This window comes from Streptomyces sp. NPDC001450, from assembly GCF_053597295.1.
Map to the genome: position 1 here is coordinate 27,568 of NZ_JBSFHY010000030.1, position 19,129 is coordinate 46,696.

The following is a 19,129-nucleotide window of genomic DNA, read 5'->3' on the forward strand; positions in this document are numbered from 1 at the left end:
CCGACCGTGAAGACCAGGGGGAGCACCCATACGTGTACGGCGTTCACGGGTCTCACCTCCTCGGGCGGGGTCACGGTGAACCGCAAGCCAACAGCCCGATCATCAGCCCGACCAACCCTTTTCCCTGTCCGGCAGGTAGCTGGCCAGGCCGCGCAGGATGATCTCCACCCCGATGTCGAACCGTTCGTCGGAGGAGTCCGACACCATCAGCCCCGACAGGGCGCGCAGATGGGGAAAGTCCTCTTCGGGCAGGGACGCGAAGTAGTTCTGCATCTCCTCGGCCATCTCACGCCAGTCGGGGCGGGCGAGGGAGGAACCCTCACCACTGTGCCGGCCGGCCCGGTCCTGCCACATGCCCTCCTCCAGGACGAACCCGTCGATGTAGGTGGAGATGAGGTCGCCGGCCTCCGCCGCGATGCGGTCGGGCAGTCCGGCGGTACGGAAGACGGCGAGCAACGCCTCGACGTGCGGCAGCAGTTCGGCGGTGAAGGGGACGTGAGCCATGGAGATCCTGGCCATGTCCCGGTGGGACAGCAGGCGCCGCCGTCCGGAGCGGGCGTAGTCCCGCACCTGCTCCTGCCACCGCTCCGGGTCGGGTTCGGGCATTTTGAAGCCGTCGAAGAGCCGGGCGTACATCAGTTCCAGGAGGTCGTCCTTGGAGCTGACGTGGGCGTAGAGGGCGGAGACCGTGACCCCCAGCTCGGCCGCGACCTGACGCATCGACAGCCCGTCGAGCCCCTGGCGGTCCAGCACGGTGAAGGCTGCCTCGACGACCCGCTCGCGCGACAGCGGTGCGCGAGCGGGGGCGACGCGGGCACGGGCGGGGCGTTCTCGCTCCCAGGGGGACGGCGGAGGGGTTGCCGGGGTGCTCGAGGCCGGGTCGGTCATGAGAACAGTTTAGGCGTTGGGAGAACACCGTTCACCTTCACTGAGCGGCACCCTCGCGAGAACGCGATATATCTTGTCTCGGCGCCAAGGTTGCGCTATATCTTAATGAACGCCGTTCTCTCGGTGAGCACCGTTCTGTTATGGTGAACAGCGTTCGGCCGTCACATCCATCCGTCCCACCGCGCCCGCGGGTCCTCACCGCGGCGCGGCCCACGTGCGAGGAGTTCCGATGTCCACCACCGGTGTCGCGTCCGTCGAGACGCCCACCGACTCGCCAGCGCCGTACCGGTGGCGCTGGGCTGCGCTCTTCGTGATCCTCGCGGCCGAGGTGATGGATCTCCTCGACGCAGTCGTCACGAACATCGCCGGTCCCTCCATGCGGGCCGACCTCGGCGGCGGCGCCTCCACCCTGCAGTGGCTCGCCGCCGCGTACACACTCTCGATGGCCGTCGGCCTCGTCACCGGAGGGCGGCTCGGGGACATCCACGGGCGCCGCCGGATGTTCCTGGTGGGGGCCGCCGGCTTCACCCTGGGCTCGCTGCTGTGCGCGATGTCCGCGTCGCCCGAGATACTGATCGGCGCACGCGTCGTACAGGGCCTGTTCGGCGCGGTGATGCTGCCGCAGGGCCTCGGCATGATCAAGGAGATGTTCCCGCCGAAGGAGTCGCAGAAGGCCTTCGGTATGTTCGGCCCGGTCATGGGACTGTCCGCGGTGTGCGGACCGATCCTGGCGGGCTGGCTCGTGGACGCGGACTACTTCGGCACCGGCTGGCGGATGATCTTCCTGATCAACCTGCCGCTGGGCGCCGCGGCCTTCCTCGGTGCCCTGCGCTACCTGCCGAGGGGCCGGTCCGAGACCAAGCCGCGCCTCGACATCCCCGGCATGCTCCTGGTCTCGCTGGCCGCGCTGCTCATCATCTTCCCGCTCGTCCAGGGTCGTGAGTACGACTGGCCCGTGTGGACGTTCGCGATGATGGCCGCCGCGGTGGTCGTGTTCGTCGTCTTCGCCAAGTACGAGTCGCGGCGCAGCAAGGACGGCCGGGACCCGCTGGTCGTCCCCAGCCTTTTCCGCAAGCGCGGGTTCAGCGGTGGCATGACCCTCGGGCTGGTCTTCTTCTCGACCATGCAGGGCTTCATGCTGGTCTTCAACCTCTACACCCAGATCGGCCTGGGCTATTCGCCGCTCAAGGCCGGCCTGGTGATGGTGCCCTGGTCGGGCGGCATGATCGTCGGCTTCGGGATCGCCCAGGGTGTCGCCCGGTTCGGACGGGCCGTACTGCAGGCAGGCACACTGGTCATGGCGCTCGGTGTGTTCGGCGTGTGGCTGACCCTCGACAGGGTGGGGAGCGGCGTCGGCCCCTGGCAGCTCGTGCCGTCCCTGCTCGTCACCGGCATCGGCATGGGCCTGCTCATGGCGCCGTTCTTCGACATCGTGCTCGCCAGTGTCGAGCAGCACGAGACGGGTTCGGCGTCCGGCACGATGACCGCGATGCAGCAGCTCGGCGGCGCCTTCGGCGTGGCCGTCCTCGGCACCGTGTTCTTCGGTCTGCTCGGCGGCGGGATCGCCACCGCCGTGGACCACCACTCGGACGGTCTGCGGGACCAGTTGGCCGCCGCGCACGTCGCGCCCGCCGCTCGGGACCGCATCGTGACGGACCTGCGTGCCTGTGCCTCGGACCGCGCCGTCGCCAAGGATCCTGCCGCGACCCCGGCGTCCTGCACGCGCCTGGAGAAGGACACGCGGTCCGCCGTGACCTCGCCTCAGGCCGGAGCCCGGATACCCGCAGCGCTCAAGTCCACCGCGTCGTCGGCCTTCCGGAGCGGTTTCGGTTCCGTCATGAAGATGATGCTGTGGATCGTCGACGGCATGCTCGCCCTGACCTTCCTGCTCGCGTTCCTCCTGCCGCGCCATGCGCGCCCCGAGGGAGGCGCCGGGCACTGAGCCCCGGCCCCGCCGGCATCGCGAACGGACGGCCGTCGGCCCCCTCCTCAGGGGTGCCCAGCGGCCGTCCCGCTTCTGTGGTGGCCGCCCGGGGACGGCCTGTCACCGGATGCGCCCGCTCCCGTACAGTCCGTGGTGCCAGGCCATCGTGATCACAGACGTCGGTTGACCAGGAGAGGAACCATGGACACCGAAGCCAGTCTCGACTCCCTTCCCCACCTTCCCGGAACGGGGCGACCGGTTCCCGAAGCCGAGCCCGGGCTCGTGGAGCGGTGGCGTTCGGGGGGAGGCGAACTGGTCGACCTGCTGTCCCAGGTGCGCCAGCAGTTGGGCGGAATCGCCGCGTTCCGCCTCGGGCCGGCCCCCACCGTTGTCGTCACCGACCCGGAGGCGGTCCAGCACGTGCTCGCCCGGCACCCGGACCGGTACGTAAAGCGCTCCCACCGCGCCCGGCTGCTGATCGGCGACGGTGTCCTCGCCGCCACCGGCGCGGCGTGGAAGCAGCAACGCCGCTTGTTGCAGTCCCAGTTCACCGGCACCGGGATGCGCCGCTACGAACAGCGGATCGTCGAGGCCGCCCGGACCACCGCCGGGCGCTGGAGCGAGTACGCCCGTACCGGGCAGACCCTCGATGTCGCACGGGAGATGCGCCGCTTCGCCCTGGACGCCATCTGGCGCTCGCTCACCGGGCACCCTCTCGACGACGGAACCGAGCACGAACTGGCCGCCGTCGCGGCCGTCGCGACCGCCCTTCCGACTCTGCCCGCCGACGCCACCGACGCCCAGGGCGCCGTCGCCGGAGATCTCGCCAGGATCGACGCGGTCGCCCGGCACGCCATCGAGGCCGTCCGCAGCGGGACGGCCGGCCCCGACGGCCCGGGCCTGCTGCACGTGCTGGTCGAGGCCTCCGCCGAGCGCCCCGAGTACACCGACCGACTGATCCGCGACGAGCTGGTCACGCTGCTCGTGGCCGGGCACGAGACCACCGCCAGCACCCTGACGTGGCTCTACCTGCTCCTCGACCGGCACCCCGCCGCCCGCGAACAGGCTCTCGCCGCCGGCGTCGAAGGCTCGGCAGAACGCCGCCAGGCCATCCAGGCTCTGGTGCACGAGACGCTCCGGCTCTACCCCTCCGCCTGGATCCTGCCCCGCCACGCCACCGAGGACGACACCCTCGCCGGCTACGCCGTCGAGGCGGGCACCGACATCCTGACGTGCCCGTACCTCACGCACCGCGATCCCGAACTGTGGCCGGATCCCGAGCGCTTCGACCCCCGGCGCTTCATCACCCCGGACGGCCGGCCCACCCACCCGGGCGCCTACTTCCCCTTCGGCATCGGCGCCCGCGCCTGCCTCGGTCTGCAGTTCGCACTCCGCGAAACGACCATCCTGCTCGAACACCTGCTCCCGGCCCACACCCTGGCCTTCTCCTCCACCCCCACGAAGACGTCGTACGGCATCACCGTCCGCCCGGACGGCCCCACCCCGGCGACCCTGGAGGCTCCGGGCGCCTGATGTTCCGTGGCGACTGGAAGATTCAGGATCAGGTCGGCCCGCATGCACCCGGCGAACGCGGGCGACCTACGCTACGACGTTGCCGTGCCCCCACCGCCCGACCCGCACCGTCCCGAAAGGACGAGCCCCGTGCTCACGTCGTACGCAGCCCACTTCGACACGCCCGCCGGGTACCTCGACTTCGCACGGTTCGGTCCGCCGTCGCGGGACGCCGTGGCCGCCACCGCGCGAGCCATGGAGGAGTCGGCCGGCGCCGACCACACCACCGTGGACGCTCTGATGGGCGCGGAAGGGGCCGCGCGGGACACGGCCGCCCGGCTCGCGGGCACGGACGCCCAGCACACCGTGCTGCTTCCCAACGCGTCCACCGGCCTGTTCCACGCCGCTCTCGGCATCCGAGAGGGTGTGGTCCTCACGCCGCGCACCGACTTCCCCGCCAACCACTATCCGTGGCGCCGCACCGCGGACCTGGGCCGGGCCACGCCGCGCTGGCTCGACCCGGTGCCCGGCGGCGGGGTCACCCCAGGCCTGGTCCGTGCCGCGCTGACCGACGACGTCGTCGCCGTGTCCGTCAGCGCCGTGGACTTCCGCACCGGCTTCCGGGCCGACCTGGCGGCGCTGCGCGAGGCGATCGGACCGGACCGGCTGCTGATCGTGGACGCCATCCAGGCGTTCGGCGTGGCCGGGATGCCCTGGGACGCGGCCGACGTGGTGGTCGCGGGCGGTCAGAAATGGCTGCGCGCGGGTTGGGCCACCGGCTTCGCGACGCTGTCCGATCGCGCGCTGGAATCCCTGGAGCCGGTCCTCACCGGCTGGACGGGCGTGGAGGACGTGGGCCTGTTCGACGGAGCGGAGCACCCGCCCGCCCCGGACGCGCGACGGTGGTCGATCACCAATCTCAGCCCGGTGACGGCCGCCGCGTTCGCGGCCGCACTGGACCTCGTCGAGCGGCACACCGTCGCGGCGATCGAGGCCGCGATCGCCGTGCGGATCGCCGAACTCACCGAGGTCGTCCAGGAGTACGGCGGCCAGGTCCTCTCCCCCACCGACCCGGCGCGGCGCGCGGGCATCCTCTCCTTCACGATGCCGGACCACGATCCGTCCCTCGTCGCGAAGTCGCTGCACGCCGAGGGTGTCACTCCAACGGTGCGCAGCGACTCGCTCAGGCTCTCCCCGCACGCCTCGACCCCGCCGGAGGCGTCGGAACGGGTTGCCGCCGCGCTGTCGTCACTGCGGAACTGAACCCGCATGACGCGACCCCACCACGGGACGCCGGTCCACGACGACCCCTTCGCCCGCCCGGACACGCTCATCTGGAGCGTCGCGGGATCGATCCGTGGGAGGACGGGATTCCCGCCGAGTTCCAGGACGAACGTTGGCTCGCCTCAGGTCATCAGGACTGACGAAGCAACACCGTTCGAGGTCGCTTCCGCCCGGGCTGACGAGCGCGCCGCGCCTATCCCGCGGCCATCGGCGCGGAGTGGAGTTCGCGTACCAGTTGCGGGGTGAGCAGTTCGCCGGCGCGGTCGGCGAGGACGGCCATTTCGTAGCCGACCAGGCCGACGTCGCACCCCTCGGCCGCCAGGACGCCGAGGCAGCTTCCGTCGCGGATGCGGCCGACCATGAGGAATCCGCCGAGCATCTCGATCATGACGAGTTTCATGCCGTGGAAGCCGTGCGCCGTCGCCGCGTTCTGGGCGAGGCTGGTGATGCCGGAGACGACGGCGGCGAGGTGGTCGGCGCGGTCTCGGCCGAGGCTGTCCGAGGCGGCCATGAGCAGGCCGTCGGAGGAGACGGCGACGGCGTCGGTGACGCCGTCGGCGGTGCGGACGAACTCCGAGATGAGCCAGCCGAAACTCTGGACGGCGGTGGTCATGATGACGCTCCTTGAGTGGTGCGGGCCTCGGCACGGGCGACACCTGCTCTGAAGCCGTTGAGCAGGGAGGAGACGGCGGGCCGGGCGGGCGGGGACGATGCGGAGGGCTCCTGCGCGGGGGCGAGCAGCTGCCCGGGGAGGGCGAGGAGTGCGGACAGGCCGCCGCCGGTGGTGTCGAAGAGGTGGACCTGGGTGCCTTCACCGAGGCGGTGGGCGAGCCGGCCGACGACGAGGTGGCCGAGGAACCGGGTGGGCGCGGCGAGGAGAGCCTCCTCACCGGAGCCGGAGAAGCGGGCGTGGGCGCGTTCCTTGTCGGCTTCGGACATGCCGACGCCGTGGTCGACGACGGCGAAGCAGTACGTGTCGTCCGCGGTGTCGTACCAGCCGTGCACCTCGACGGGTTCGGTCGGCGGCGAGAACGTCAGCCCGTTCTCGATGAGTTCGGCGAGGAGATGGGCGACATCGGCGACGGCGTGCCCGCGCACCCGCACCGGTTCCACGGGCGCGATCAGCACCCGCCGGTACTGCTCCACCTCGGCGACGGCGGACTGGACGACTTCCAGGCCGTCGGCCGGTGCCGCCGTGGGCCGCGGCGGATTCTGCCCGGCGAGGACCAGCAGGTTCTCGGCGTTGCGCCGCATACGGGTGGCGAGGTGGTCGAGCTCGAAGAGCTCGGCGAGGGCGTCCGGGTCGAGTTCCTGCCGTTCCAGGCGGGTGATGAGAGCGAGCTGGCGACGCACGAGGTTCTGGTTGCGGCGCCCGAGATTGGCGAGTGACTCGGTGGTGTTGCGGCGCAGACCGGCCTGCTGGGCCGCCAGGTGGAGGGCGGTGCGCTCCACCTGGTGCAGGGAGGCCGCGACCTCGGCGATCTCCGTCGCGCCGCCCAGCAGCCGCGCATCGCGGTGGTCGGGGGCGTCCGCCGCCAGGAGGAGCTCCAGGTCATCCTGCGGGGCCTGTTGGATACGGGCGACGGTCGCGGGCAGTCGGTGACGTGCCACGTCGTGGGCGGTCTCGGTGAGCGCGCCGAGCGGGCGCGTGAGGGAGCGGGAGGCGAAGGCGGCGAGGCCCGCGAGCAGGGCGGCCACGAGCGTCCCCGCGACGAGGCAGGCGGCGAGGCCCGTCTCGGCGTCGTGGCTGAGCCGGTCGGCCCGGTCCCGTACGTCGTGACCGACCGACAGCTGGACGGCGTGCAGATCGTCGACGAGCACGGTCATCGCGTTCCACCAGGTGCCGGCGTCGGCGCGCAGTGCGGAGCCGTCGGCGGCGTCCTCGGCCCGATTCTCGTAGGCGATGGCGCGTCGGGCGTCCGCGGTTGCGAAGGCCCGTTCCAGGGCCGCGCGCTGGGGTGCGGTGGCGACGTGCCGGAAGCGGGCCAGGGCGGCGACGCGCGTGGCGCGCACCTCGGTGAAGGTGAGGTACTCGCGGTCGCGGAAGGCGCCTTCGGCGAACACGCCGTTGAGGAGTCCGCGTTCGAGAGCGACGGACTCCTTGGCTGCGGCCAGCTCCCGCAATGCCGCGAGCCCGTCGCCCAGTCGCCGGTCGGTACGCGTCGCGGTCTCGGCGACCGGGTCGACGGCGTCGAGGGCCTCGACGGCATCGGTGTAGAAGGTGAGGGTCGCCGCCCTGTCGGCGGTGCCCCTGTCGGCAGCGGCACGGATGTCGGCGAGACGCCCCAGGTTCCGTCGGACGACACCCTCGACGGCGCTGTCACGGCGCATTCCGTGCAGCGCCGTGTCCACGCGCCTGCGCGTGGCGTCCAGCGTGGGGCGGAACGCCTTCTCACCTCCCAACAGGCCGTTGGTCAGGCCGCGTTCGCGTTGCAGCTGATGCACCAGGGCCTGGACCCGCAGGCTGAGTCCGACCTCGGCACGGGTCGTCCGGGCGTCGTCGAGGTCCTGGACGCGCTCGTGCACGGCGAGACCCGCCACCGCCAGCAGCAGGCAGATCGGGACCGTGATGACCACCGCCACCCGGCCCCTGATGCTGCGCCAGCCAGGCATCGGCCGCCGGCCCGGAGCAGTTCGGCCGTCGTGGCGGCTCCCTGAACTGCTCTTGTCCAACCTGCCCTTGCGGATCGCGCCAAGCCTGCCGAGCAGTGGCCGTAACGGCTCCCACACCCTCATACGTCACGAAGTTAGTCCGACTGCCGCGCCCGGCGGTTTCCGACCCGTAAGGCCGCATGGGAAGTTCGGTTGCGCCACCCTCACACCGCGGGCGAGGAGACTGTGACGGCGGACGACACGGCACGGACGTCGATGGCTGCCGGGCTCTGCCCGTCCGGGCGTGCGGCCGCTCGGACCGTCAAGCGGCTCCCCCGCCCGCGCCCGGGGTCGGGCCCGCCGCGATCGAGAAGGCGAGCACGAGGCCGTTGCCGGTGGCGTGTGCCGAGGTCAGCGCGACGCCATGGGGCAGTCCGGTGACGGCCACGGTCCGGGGCTTCAGCTTGTCCCGGAGCCCGGAGGCGGCCGGCAGGGTATCGAGGTCGTCGACCGCCATACTGCGGCCGAGAACGGTCACCGTCGTGGGCGTGACGGTGAAGGCGTCCGGGGTCGTGGACACCTTGGCCCTCACGGTGACCGGCAGCCCCAGGCGGCCGACGCTCCCGCCGAGGATCAGATCGCCGTCCTGGCCACCGGCTGTCAGACCGTCGCCCAGCGCGCCCATGCGGCGGGTCACCTGGTCGTATCCGACGGTTGCGGTCCCGGTGCCGCCGGCGCTGTCGCCGTCCGTCGTGACGCCCTTCAGGCGGACGGTCACGTCCATCACCGCGTGCTGACGGCGCACGCCCTTGGCGCTCACCTCGACGTCGCCGATCTCCCCGCCGAGGGTGCGCAGCCCCGCGAGCGGCGTGGTGAGGTCGGCGTGCACCGGGCCTTTCGGCTTGAGCCGGCGCGACGCCTGAAGGTCGATCCGCTCCTCGGTCCTGTGCTCGACCAGGAGATCGGTCGTGCAGACCAGGGCGGCCAGTGCCGCGCTGATCGCGAGGAGGATGCGGGGCTTGTTCCGAAGGTTAGGGGCCACGTGCTCACTTGCTCCGAATCGATGGGTGGGCGGACGGATGAGGTGATCAGGCGTGCAGGCGCGGGAGGACCCGGCCGAGTCGGCGGGGCAGCCACCAGTTCGCCTTGCCCATGAGGAACATGGCGGACGGCACGAGGATCAGGCGGACCACCGTGGCGTCGACGATCACGCTGATCGCCAGCCCCAGGGCGAGCATCTTCACGACCACGGTGGGCGAGGCGGTGAAGGACAGGAACACCGCGGTCATGATGAAGGCCGCGGCGGAGATCACGCGGGCCGTCGCGGACAGCCCCTCTCCTACGGCGAGCCGGTTGTCACCGGTGCGGTGCCAGGCTTCGGCGATCCGGGACAGCAGGAAGATCTCGTAGTCCATGGACAGCCCGAAGACGATCGCGAACATCATCATCGGGACGTACGACTCGATGGGCACGGGCTCGGACAGTCCCAGTAGTGAGTCGCCCCAGCCCCATTGGAAGACGGCGACGAGCACGCCGTAGGACGCGGCCGTGGTGAAGAGATTGAGGACGACGGCCTTGAGAGGGATCACCATGCTGCGGAAGACGGTCATGAGCAGCAGGAAGGCGAGGACCAGGACGATGCCGATGACGATGGGCAGCCGCTCGCCGACCGTGTCACGGAAGTCGGCCTGGCCGGCCACGCTGCCGGTGAGACAGGCCACGGCGCCCGTGCCGTCGAGGGCCTTCGGCAGGGTTCGCCCGGAGAGCGTGTCGAGCAGGGTGTCGGTCGCGGCGTCCTGTGGGCCCGTGGTCGGGGTGATCGTGGTGACGAGGATCTTTCCGTCGGGGCTCGCCTTGACGGGGGTGAAGGACGCCACGCCGTGGGTGTCCTGCAGAGCCGCGGTCACGTCGTTCGAGATCCGGTCGACGGGCGTTCTCGCGTGGCGCACGTCGACCACGGCGAGGACCGGTCCGTTCGCCCCCGCTCCGAAGCCCGGTCCGCCGGCGTGTGCGATCAAGTCGTACGCGGTGCGGGTGCTGCTGCCGGGTCGGTCCGCACCGGCGTCGACGTGGCCGAGGCGCATGGAGAGCAGAGGTACGGAGCACACGCCGAGGACGGCGAGGCCGACGGCCAGGAAGGTCCAGGGGCGCCGGGAGACGAGTTCCGCATAGCGGTGCCAGCCGTCGCGGGCTCCCCTGCTCTCGGCGACGGGGCGGCGCAGGCGGAGCCGGTCGATGTGTCTGCCGACCAGGCCAAGGGCTGCCGGAACCAGGGTGAGGGCGGCACCGGCGGTCACGATCACGGCGAGGGTGGCCGCCAGCCCTATCTTGCCGATGAAACTCAGTCCGCACGCGTACAGGCTCAGCATGGCGACGGCCACGGTCAGGGCGGCGATGAGAACGGCACGTCCGCTGGTGTGCGCGGTGCGGGCCGCGGCCTCGACCGGATCGCGTCCGTCGATGAGGTCCTGGCGGAAGCGCGTCGTCAGGAACAGGGCGTAGTCGATGCCGACGCCCAGTCCGATCATGCCGGCGAGGGTCGTGGCGGAGGTCGCGAACGACAGCGTGCCGGCGACGATGCCCACGACGCCGAGGCCGACTCCGACGCTGATCAGGGCGGTGACCAGCGGCAGCAATGCGGCGAGGACGCTGCCGAAGGCCAGCAGCAGGATGACGAGGGCGGTGACGACGCCCACGCCCTCGCTCAGTTTGTCGTCGGCCGGTTCACGGACCACCTGTTCGAGGTCGCCGCCGTAGGCGACGCCCAGCCCTGCCGCCCGGGCGGGCTCCGTCGCCGTGTCGAGTCGCTCGGTGTAGTCGTGGCCGAGGTTCTTCAGCTGCTCGTCGAAGGAGACGGTGGTGTACGCGGTGCGTCCGTCGTCGCTGGTCACGGGGGCGGAAGCGGCGGTGACGTGGGGCAGGTCGCGCAGGTCGGCCAGGGTTCGGTCGAGGGCGGACCGCTGGTCCGCCACGGTGCCGGAGCCGGCGTGGAAGACGACTTTGCCGCTGGGCCGGCCCGCTTGGGGCATGGAGGTGGCGAGGAGGTCGGCGCCGGTGTGGGAGGCGGTGCCGGGCAGGCTGACCTGGTCACTGAAGGTGGGCGCGGCGAGGTGCCGCCCGACCAGGGCGGCGACGAGGACCAGCAGCCAGGCGGCGATGACCGTGGCCGGATGCCGGGCGCAGAAGCCGCCGAGGCGGCCGAGTCCGCCGTTCACCGGGGCGGGGTTCACCGGCGGACGCGCATCGGGGCGGGCGTCGGCCGGCGCCGGGGCGTGCTGTGAGGGTCGGGGCACCGTTGTCTCCCAAGGAAAGTGTCACGAGTGACACGAACTCTAGAGAAGAAGTGGCACGGATGACAATTGGCATCCATGTCACTTTGCGTCTGCGACACCTCTCGCGTGACACGCGTGCCAATTGACAGTCGCGACACCATGGCGGAGGCTTCGACCCATGCCGAGTGAGATCGCCCCTGCTGGACTGCGTGAACGCAAGAAGGGGGAGACGCGGCGCCTGCTCCTCGAAGGGGCCGCGCGCCTGTTCGATGAACGTGGCTTCGAGGCCACGACGGTTGCGGACATCGCCGCATACGCGAACGTCTCCGTGCGCACGTTCTTCCGCTACTTCGACAGCAAGGAAGCACTACTGCTGCCGGACGGCGTCGAGATCTTCGCCTACATCGAGAACGCCCTGTCGGAGCGTCCGGCGGACGAGGAGCCCCTGGACGCGGTGTGCAACGCCCTGCTGGAGGCGGCCGAGCCGTTCGCGGCCTCCACCCTGACCGCCCTCAGCCACCCGCTCGAGGACATCGAAGTCGTCGTCACGGCCCGTCTCGTGCAGGCCTTCTCCGACTTCGAGGAGCGGCTCACCGTCCTGGTTCGTCGCAGGCTCCCTCCGGACACTCCGGACGCCGACCTCAAGGCGGCCGTGATCGCCTGCGCCGCCCTCTCCGCGGCACGTGCCGTACTGCGGACCCGCCGGGCGCGCCGCGCGTCCGGCATCACGGACACGGGTCCGGCGCCCCTCCTGCGGGCCTTCGGGATACTGCGCGAGATCGGCTCTCCCGAACGTCCGTGAGACGGGCGGAACGCCGGGGCACCTGGTGGCCACCGGTGCTCAGGCGGCGGATGGACCGGTCGGACCAGGCGAGGCGCCACGCGCCCGGCCCGGGCTGTGCAGTGGTGTGGCGGCTGAAGCCTGTGCTGTCGATGGCCGGACTCGTCGTCGGCTCGGGCACTTGAGCCCCGCCTCGTGATCGCTCAGGGCTGGGCTCGGGCGATGAGCAGCGCGACGTCGTCCTCGCCACCGGGCGAGCGCAGAATCTCCAGGACGTGGTCGCAGGTGTCCTCCAGACTGTGGCCGCGTGTCGCGGTGAGTGCGTCGAGGAGGGTGTTCAGGCGGGCGTCGATGGGGTCGCTTCGGGTCTCGACCAGGCCGTCGGTGAAGAGGGCCAGTTCGTCGCCGGGGCGGAAGGCGATGGTGGTGGTCTCGAAGGGCACCCCGCCGACGCCCAGCGGTGCGCCGGTGGGAAGGTCGAGCAGCTGTGCCGCGTGGCCGAGACGCATCAGGGCCGGGGGCAGGTGGCCGGCGACGCAGATCTCGCACTGGCCCCGGTGAGGGTCGTAGACGCAGTAGATGCAGGTGGTGATGGTCTGCTCGACGCCTTCGGTCAGGTGGTCGAGGTGCCGCAGCGCCTCGGCGGGGGCGAGGGCGACCTCGGCGAAGGCGCGGGCGGCAGTGCGGAGTTGGCCCATGGTGGCGGCGGCGTTGATGCCGCTGCCCATGACGTCCCCGACGACCAGGGCGGTCTTGTCGCCCTGGCAGGGTATGGCGTCGTACCAGTCGCCGCCGATCTCGCTCGTGGCACCGGCGGGCTGGTAGCGGCAGGCGACCTCCAGGCCGGGCAGGTGCGACGGGGGCTCGGGAAGCATGCTGCGCTGGAGGGTGAGGGCCGCATGGCGCTGGGCCTGGTATCCGCGCGCGTTGTCGATGCAGACCGCGGCTCGAGCGGCCAACTCCCTGGCGAGGAAGGCGTCGTCGTCGTCGAACGGTGCGGGGTTCCGGGTGCGCTTGAGGTCGAGAGCGCCGAGGACTTCGCCGCGGGCCATGAGCGGTACGGCCAGGTAGGAGTGCACGCCGGCCGCCGCGAGGAGGGAGGCGGCCTCGCCGTCTCGGGCGATGCGCTCCAGATCCCGACGGGTGGTGTGGGGCACCAGAACCGGTTGACGGGTGCGCACGCAACGGGTGATCAGGCGGTCGCTGTCATAGGCGGCGAGTCCCCCCGGAGGGTCGGCAGCGGGGACCGCCTCGGTGGAGTGGGCCGCGCTGACGGCGAGGGCGCGGAAGAGGGCCGAGCCCTCGTGTGGCACGGTCCGGCCGTAAAGGGCGCTGTCGAGTATGTCCACGGCTGCCACATCGGCCAGGACCGGTACGACGACGTCGGCGAGCTCGCGCGCTGTCGTTTCCAGATCGAGGGTGGTGCCCACGGAGACGGAGGCCCGGGCGATCAGTGCCAGCCGTTGCCTGGCCTCTGCCGCTTCGGCAGCGGCTCGATAACGCTCGGTGACGTCGATCACGGAGTAGGCCAGGCCCAGCACCCGACCACCGGAATCCTCCAGCCGGTAGTACGAGACCGACCAGGCGTGCTCGTGGTCCGGGTCGGCGGGGGGACGGCAGACGATGTCCCGGCCCACGACCGACTCGCCCGTCTCCAGGACCCGGCGCAGACGTGCCTCGGGATCCGTGTCCAGGTAGGTCAGGACCTCGCCGGCCCGCCGGCCGAGACGCTCGGAGGCGGACTGACCGGTGATGCGTTCGAGAGCGGGATTGACGGCCAGGTACCGCAGGTCCGGGTCCAGAATGGCCAGCCCGACCGGGGACTGGGACACCAGACGCACGGCCAGTGCGGCATCCCGCTCGACCCGCTCGACCGTCGCCTGGTCCGCGGCGAGGCCCAGGGCGTAGACGTCACCGAGATCGTCCATCAGCCGCATGTTGCGGAACTCCACCAGGCGGGTGCTGCCGTCCTTGTGCCGGACCGGGAAGGCCCCGGCCCAGTCGGTGCCGGATTCCACGACCTCGGCGAACAGCTTGATCACCTCGTCCCGGTGCTCCTCGTGCACCGTCAGCAGGGCCGCGTTGCGACCCAGCGCCTCCGCTGCGGTGTAGCCGAACAGTTCCTCGGCCTTCGGGCTCCAGAAGACCACCTGGCCGTTCGCGTTCAGCACCACCGCGGCGACGCTGAGCAGATCGAGCAGGCCGCTGGGCGGCGCGGCAGGATCGGCCGCCGACCGGCCGTCGCCTGCTCGGGAAGAGTCCGTCGTGCCCATGCCTCGTTCCTTCCCGCTCGGTGCCCCGGCTCGTGCCGTACCGGCGGGTGTTCTGCCTTCATCCATGGTCGACCCAGACCGAGGCAGCGCACATCTGGACCGGCTGCCGGCCGACCGCGGTGAGCGCCACCACAAGCAGGATCGCGCAATTGCGAAATTTAGCAATTCGTTAGATGCTGTGTTCGCTGTGCTCCCAAGCGAAGGAAGTCGAGGGGTCGTGTCAGTACCGCTGTACCAGGCGAAGGCCGAGTTCTTCCGGATGCTCGGGCACCCCGTACGCATCCGGGTGCTGGAGCTGTTGCAGGACGGGCCGATGCCGGTGCGAGAGCTGCTGGCCGCCATCGAGGTGGAGCCCTCCGGCCTGTCCCAGCAGCTGGCGGTGCTGCGCCGCTCGGGGATCCTCACCGCCACCCGCGAGGGCTCGACCGTCGTCTACGAGCTGGCCGGCGGCGATGTCGCCGACCTGATGAAGGCCGCGCGCCGGATCCTCACCGAGATGCTCGCCGGGCGCAACGAGCTGCTGGCCGAGTTGCGGGAAGGCCAGGTCACCGCCCGATGAGCACGATCCTGGCCCGGTCGGTCCCGGCGCGGATCGCCTCGCTGCTGCCCTCCCGCTCCGATCTGGCTCAGATACGGCGTGATCCCCGCCGGGACCTGCTCGCCGGCCTGACGGTGGCGATCGTCGCGCTGCCCCTCGCGCTCGGCTTCGGCGTCTCCTCCGGGCTCGGCGCCGAGGCGGGCCTGGCCACCGCGGTGGTCGCCGGCACGCTCGCGGCCCTGTTCGGTGGGTCCGATCTGCAGGTGTCGGGGCCGACCGGAGCGATGACCGTCGTCCTCGTACCGATCGTCGGCCGGTACGGGCCCACCGGTGTGCTCACCGTCGGGCTGGTGGCGGGCGTCATGCTCGTCGCCCTGGCCGCGCTGCGGGCCGGGAAATACATGCAGTACGTGCCCGCGCCCGTGGTGGAAGGTTTCACCCTCGGCATCGCCTGCGTCATCGGGCTCCAGCAGATTCCGAACGCGCTCGGCGTGCCCAAGCCCGAGGGCGACCGGGTGCTCGTCGTCACCTGGCGGGCGGTCGAGGAGTTCGCGAAGGCGCCGAACTGGACTGCCATCGGCCTCGCGTCCGCCGTGGCCGCGGTCATGCTGGCCGGTGCCCGGTGGCGGCCTACGATCCCCTTCTCCATCCTCGCCGTGATCGTCGCCACCGTCGTCGCGCAGGTCGCCCACCTGGACGCGGCCAAGCCGATCGGCGACCTGCCGTCCGGGCTGTCCGCGCCCTCCCTCTCCTTCCTCGACCTCGGCTCACTCGGCTCCCTGCTCGCCCCCGCCGTGGCGGTCGCCGCGCTGGCCGCCCTGGAGTCCCTGCTGTCGGCGTCGGTCGCGGACGGCATGACGGTCGGGCAGAAGCACGACCCGGACCGCGAGCTGTTCGGGCAGGGCCTGGCCAACATCGCCGCCCCGCTGTTCGGCGGCGTCCCGGCCACCGGGGCGATCGCCCGTACGGCGGTCAACGTGCGGACCGGAGCGAGTTCCCGGCTGGCCGCGTTCACGCACGCCGCCGTCCTCGCGTTGATCGTCTTCGCGGCGGCACCCCTGGTGGCGAGGATCCCGCTGGCGGCGCTGGCGGGCGTCCTGCTGGCCACCGCGATCCGCATGGTCGAGGTCGGCTCGCTGAAGGCGATGGCCAGGGCCACGCGGTCCGACGCCGTGATACTCGTCCTGACCGCGGTCGCGACCCTCGCCCTCGACCTCGTCTACGCCGTCATCATCGGCCTGGTCGTCGCCGGCGCCCTCGCCCTGCGCGCCGTGGCCAAGCAGGCCCGCCTGGACCAGATGCCGCTCGACCGGGGCGACCACACCGCCGAGGAGCACGCCCTGCTCGCCGAGCACATCGTGGCGTACCGGATCGACGGGCCACTGTTCTTCGCCGCCGCCCACCGCTTCCTGCTGGAACTGACCGAGGTCGCGGACGTACGGGTCGTGATCCTGCGCATGTCCCGGGTGACCACGATGGACGCCACCGGCGCGCTCGTCCTGAAGGACGCCGTCGAGAAGCTGAAGAGGCGCGGCATCCTCGTCCTGGCCTCGGGCATACGCCCCGGCCAGCGCCAGGTCCTCGACTCCGTCGGCGCGCTGGAGCCGCTCCGGCACGAGAGCCGGGACTACGCCACCACACCCGAGGCCATCCAGGCCGCGCGGGACCACCTGGAGCGCGCCGGACTCCTGCCCGCACAGCCCGCCCCCACGTTCCGATCGTCCAGTGAGGAAGTCCCCCGATGAGCACACCCCCGACGCGCATGGCCGAGGTCTCCGGTGCGGAGGCCCTCTGGCTGCTCGAGGGCAGCACGCTGGGGCGGCTGGTGTACGCGCAGCGGGAGGGGACCGCCGTACGGCCGGCGCGGCACGTGTGGGAGCTCGGTCGTCTCGTCGTCCGTACGCCCGTCCCGGCCGGGGCGGTACCCGCCACGGCGACCTACCACGTGGACGAGATCCGTGCGGAGACCGGCTGGCTGGTCACCGTGTCCGGTCCCACCGAGGTGATCGACAACCCTGACGAGGCGGCCCACCACCGGCATACCCTCTCCGGCTGGGCGCACGGCCCGCACGACACCGTGCTGCGCCTGCACCCCAAGACGGTCACCGGCTTCCGGCTGGTCCGCCCGGAGGCGTGATGTCGACAGAGGCGGAAGTCCTGCCGCTGCGGCACGTGCTCACCGTGCCGGCCGTGCCGGCGGCGGTGCGCATGGCCCGAGAGACCGCGGAACAGGTCCTGACGGAATGGGGGGTCGGGCTGCGGCACCCCGCCGTGGGCCCGGCTCTGCTGATCCTGGGCGAGCTGGTGACCAACGGCGTCCGGCACGCCGCCGAGCTCTCCCCGCAGCTCACCGTTGTCTATGCGGCGAGCCGGGACTGCCTGGCCTTCGCCGTCCACGACCGTCACCCCTACCAGCCACGGCTGTACGGCGCGCTGGCCGACACCGGGGCCGGCGGGCTGGCCACCGTCATGGAGCTCACCCTCGGGCTCGGCGGCACCGCGGTCGTCCGCGCGCACGCCGACGGCCAAGGCAAGGGCATCTGGATCACCTTGCCCCTGTGACCCCGCACCGCAGCCCCTCCCCGCCTCCGCACAAGGAAGTTCCACCCGCATGACCATCGACTGGCGCTACACCATCGAGCAGGATCTCGGCATCCTCTCCGTCGCCGGCTATCTCGGCCCGGACGCGGTACGCCGTTTCAGCGGTGCGATCGGCTGGGTCGTCGCCCGTGGCACCGGGCCGGTCGTCCTCGACCTGACCGAGCTGCGCAGCTGGTCCGCCGAAGGCCAGCTCGCCATCACGGAGGCGGCACGCCGCCTCGCCGGCTCCGGCCGGAGCCTGGAGCTGGCCGCCATCCCCGCCGACGGCTCGCTGGTCCCGGCCGGCGACTGCCCGGACATCCCCGTCCACTGCGACCTGGCCGCCGCGCTCGCCGCCCATGGCCGAGTGCCGTCGGCTCCGGAGGAGGGGCAGCAGGAGTGGCGCACCGACGGCTGGCCCGCCTGACACCCGCATGACGTACGTATCGGCTCACTGAACGAAAGAGACTGTGCCCATGAGTGAAAACCTTCCCCCTTGCCCCGAATGCTCCAGCACGTACACGTACGAGATGGGCGCGCTTCTCGTCTGCCCGGAGTGCGGCCACGAATGGTCGCCCTCCGAGGCATCTGCCGACGCGGGCGGGGACCGGGGGATCAGGGACGCGGTCGGCAACGTGCTCGCCGACGGCGACACCGTGACCGTGGTGAAGACGCTCAAGGTCAAGGGCAGCCCGACCGGCATCAAGGCGGGCACCAAGGTGCGCAACATCCGGCTCGTCGACGGCGTGGACGGCCACGACATCGACTGCAAGGTCGACGGGTTCGGCGCCATGCAGCTGAAGTCCAGCGTGGTCAAGAAGGTCTGAACCGGCTGTCTCGGCACCCGTGCGGCTTGGCTCCTCGGGGCGGATTCGGTTCTGTCGGTGGCGCAGGCGAGGATGAGAAGCATGTTGTCGACGAGTGGGTGGATGCGATGCGCCGAGGCCCGGCCGGTGGGGTCGTACTGTTGTCTCGGGGAGGAGACGGCACGGTGAGTACGCCGCTGTACCAGCTGAAGGCCGAGTTCTTCAAGACGCTCGGTCACCCGGCTCGCATCCGCGTCCTGGAGCTGTTGAGCGAGCGCGAGCACGCGGTCGCGGAGATGCTGCCCGAGGTGGGGATCGAGCCCGCGCACCTGTCCCAGCAGCTGGCCGTGCTGCGGCGGGCGAACCTGGTACGGACCCGCAAGGAGGGGTCCAACGTGTACTACTCGCTGACCAGCCCAAAGGTGGCGGAGCTGCTGCGGGTGGCACGCACGATCCTGTCGGGCGTGCTGGCGGAGCAGGCGGAGCTGCTCGCCGACCTGCGGGCGGCCCAGCCGGAGGGGAAGCAGTCGTAGCGACGGCGGGGGCCGTCCGTGGCTCGGCCACGGACGGCCCCCTCGTACGAGAGGTGAGAAACCCGCTGATTCCGAAGCGGAGTCACCGGCCGCGCTGGGACGCCGAGCAGTCCCTGCTCGAAGCAGTAGGAGGTGCGGAAGACCTC

At 71.5% G+C, this 19,129-nt stretch carries 17 protein-coding genes; 11 read left to right on the top strand and 6 right to left on the bottom strand.

Annotation, left to right across the window (positions count from 1 at the left end; all coding sequences use genetic code 11):
- Positions 1-102: 102 nt before the first annotated feature.
- Positions 103-888: a TetR/AcrR family transcriptional regulator gene (locus ACWC5O_RS28995; RefSeq protein WP_450581446.1), complete on the bottom strand. Its 786-nt coding sequence runs from the start codon at positions 886-888 to the stop codon at positions 103-105.
- Between the two features lie 229 nt (positions 889-1,117).
- Between ACWC5O_RS28995 and ACWC5O_RS29000 the strand changes: the two genes are divergently transcribed.
- From ACWC5O_RS29000 to ACWC5O_RS29010, 3 genes are all read left to right on the top strand, one after another.
- On the top strand, positions 1,118-2,830 hold the full coding sequence (locus ACWC5O_RS29000) for an MFS transporter (RefSeq protein WP_450581447.1): 1,713 nt from the start codon (positions 1,118-1,120) through the stop codon (positions 2,828-2,830).
- A 183-nt stretch (positions 2,831-3,013) separates the two neighbouring features.
- The gene (locus ACWC5O_RS29005; protein ID WP_450581449.1) at positions 3,014-4,345 is read left to right on the top strand and encodes a cytochrome P450; all 1,332 of its coding nucleotides are present in this window, start codon (positions 3,014-3,016) and stop codon (positions 4,343-4,345) included.
- A 129-nt stretch (positions 4,346-4,474) separates the two neighbouring features.
- Positions 4,475-5,587, top strand: coding sequence for an aminotransferase class V-fold PLP-dependent enzyme (locus tag ACWC5O_RS29010; protein WP_450581451.1), 1,113 nt, complete (start codon positions 4,475-4,477; stop codon positions 5,585-5,587).
- Between the two features lie 214 nt (positions 5,588-5,801).
- Here ACWC5O_RS29010 and ACWC5O_RS29015 read toward each other — a convergent pair whose 3' ends face one another.
- The 4 genes from ACWC5O_RS29015 to ACWC5O_RS29030 form a co-directional block, all read right to left on the bottom strand.
- Entirely contained in the window at positions 5,802-6,221 is a 420-nt protein-coding gene (locus ACWC5O_RS29015) for a roadblock/LC7 domain-containing protein (protein ID WP_390854233.1), read from the bottom strand.
- Positions 6,218-8,185 carry a sensor histidine kinase gene (locus tag ACWC5O_RS29020; protein ID WP_450581453.1) on the bottom strand — a complete coding sequence of 656 codons (1,968 nt, stop codon included), beginning with the start codon at positions 8,183-8,185 and terminating at the stop codon, positions 6,218-6,220. The genes ACWC5O_RS29015 and ACWC5O_RS29020 overlap by 4 nt, the downstream gene beginning before the upstream one ends.
- Before the next feature lie 337 nt (positions 8,186-8,522).
- Positions 8,523-9,242, bottom strand: a complete 720-nt coding sequence (locus ACWC5O_RS29025) for an LmeA family phospholipid-binding protein (protein WP_450581454.1) — start codon at positions 9,240-9,242, stop codon at positions 8,523-8,525.
- Positions 9,243-9,288: 46 nt separating this feature from the next.
- Positions 9,289-11,493 (bottom strand): MMPL family transporter, encoded by a 2,205-nt coding sequence (locus ACWC5O_RS29030; protein ID WP_450581455.1) that lies wholly within the window; start codon positions 11,491-11,493, stop codon positions 9,289-9,291.
- A 157-nt stretch (positions 11,494-11,650) separates the two neighbouring features.
- On the opposite strand from ACWC5O_RS29030, the gene ACWC5O_RS29035 reads away from it, so the two are divergent.
- The gene (locus ACWC5O_RS29035) at positions 11,651-12,274 is read left to right on the top strand and encodes a TetR/AcrR family transcriptional regulator (RefSeq protein ID WP_450581457.1); all 624 of its coding nucleotides are present in this window, start codon (positions 11,651-11,653) and stop codon (positions 12,272-12,274) included.
- 182 nt (positions 12,275-12,456) lie between these two features.
- Here the strand turns inward: ACWC5O_RS29035 and ACWC5O_RS29040 are convergent, their stop codons facing one another.
- On the bottom strand, positions 12,457-14,526 hold the full coding sequence (locus tag ACWC5O_RS29040) for a SpoIIE family protein phosphatase (protein WP_450581459.1): 2,070 nt from the start codon (positions 14,524-14,526) through the stop codon (positions 12,457-12,459).
- A gap of 217 nt (positions 14,527-14,743) precedes the next feature.
- Between ACWC5O_RS29040 and ACWC5O_RS29045 the strand changes: the two genes are divergently transcribed.
- From ACWC5O_RS29045 to ACWC5O_RS29075, 7 genes are all read left to right on the top strand, one after another.
- Positions 14,744-15,085 (top strand): ArsR/SmtB family transcription factor, encoded by a 342-nt coding sequence (locus ACWC5O_RS29045; protein ID WP_450581460.1) that lies wholly within the window; start codon positions 14,744-14,746, stop codon positions 15,083-15,085.
- The gene (locus ACWC5O_RS29050; protein ID WP_450581461.1) at positions 15,082-16,809 is read left to right on the top strand and encodes a SulP family inorganic anion transporter; all 1,728 of its coding nucleotides are present in this window, start codon (positions 15,082-15,084) and stop codon (positions 16,807-16,809) included. Before ACWC5O_RS29045 ends, ACWC5O_RS29050 begins: the two co-directional genes overlap by 4 nt.
- Complete coding sequence (locus tag ACWC5O_RS29055) at positions 16,806-17,201, top strand: pyridoxamine 5'-phosphate oxidase family protein (protein ID WP_450581463.1); 396 nt, start codon at positions 16,806-16,808, stop codon at positions 17,199-17,201. Before ACWC5O_RS29050 ends, ACWC5O_RS29055 begins: the two co-directional genes overlap by 4 nt.
- On the top strand, positions 17,201-17,626 hold the full coding sequence (locus ACWC5O_RS29060; RefSeq protein WP_450581465.1) for an ATP-binding protein: 426 nt from the start codon (positions 17,201-17,203) through the stop codon (positions 17,624-17,626). Before ACWC5O_RS29055 ends, ACWC5O_RS29060 begins: the two co-directional genes overlap by 1 nt.
- Before the next feature lie 49 nt (positions 17,627-17,675).
- Positions 17,676-18,071 (top strand): anti-sigma factor antagonist, encoded by a 396-nt coding sequence (locus ACWC5O_RS29065; protein WP_450581467.1) that lies wholly within the window; start codon positions 17,676-17,678, stop codon positions 18,069-18,071.
- Between the two features lie 49 nt (positions 18,072-18,120).
- Entirely contained in the window at positions 18,121-18,471 is a 351-nt protein-coding gene (locus tag ACWC5O_RS29070; RefSeq protein WP_450581468.1) for a zinc ribbon domain-containing protein YjdM, read from the top strand.
- Between the two features lie 164 nt (positions 18,472-18,635).
- Positions 18,636-18,983 carry an ArsR/SmtB family transcription factor gene (locus tag ACWC5O_RS29075; protein ID WP_450581469.1) on the top strand — a complete coding sequence of 116 codons (348 nt, stop codon included), beginning with the start codon at positions 18,636-18,638 and terminating at the stop codon, positions 18,981-18,983.
- Positions 18,984-19,129 lie beyond the last annotated feature (146 nt).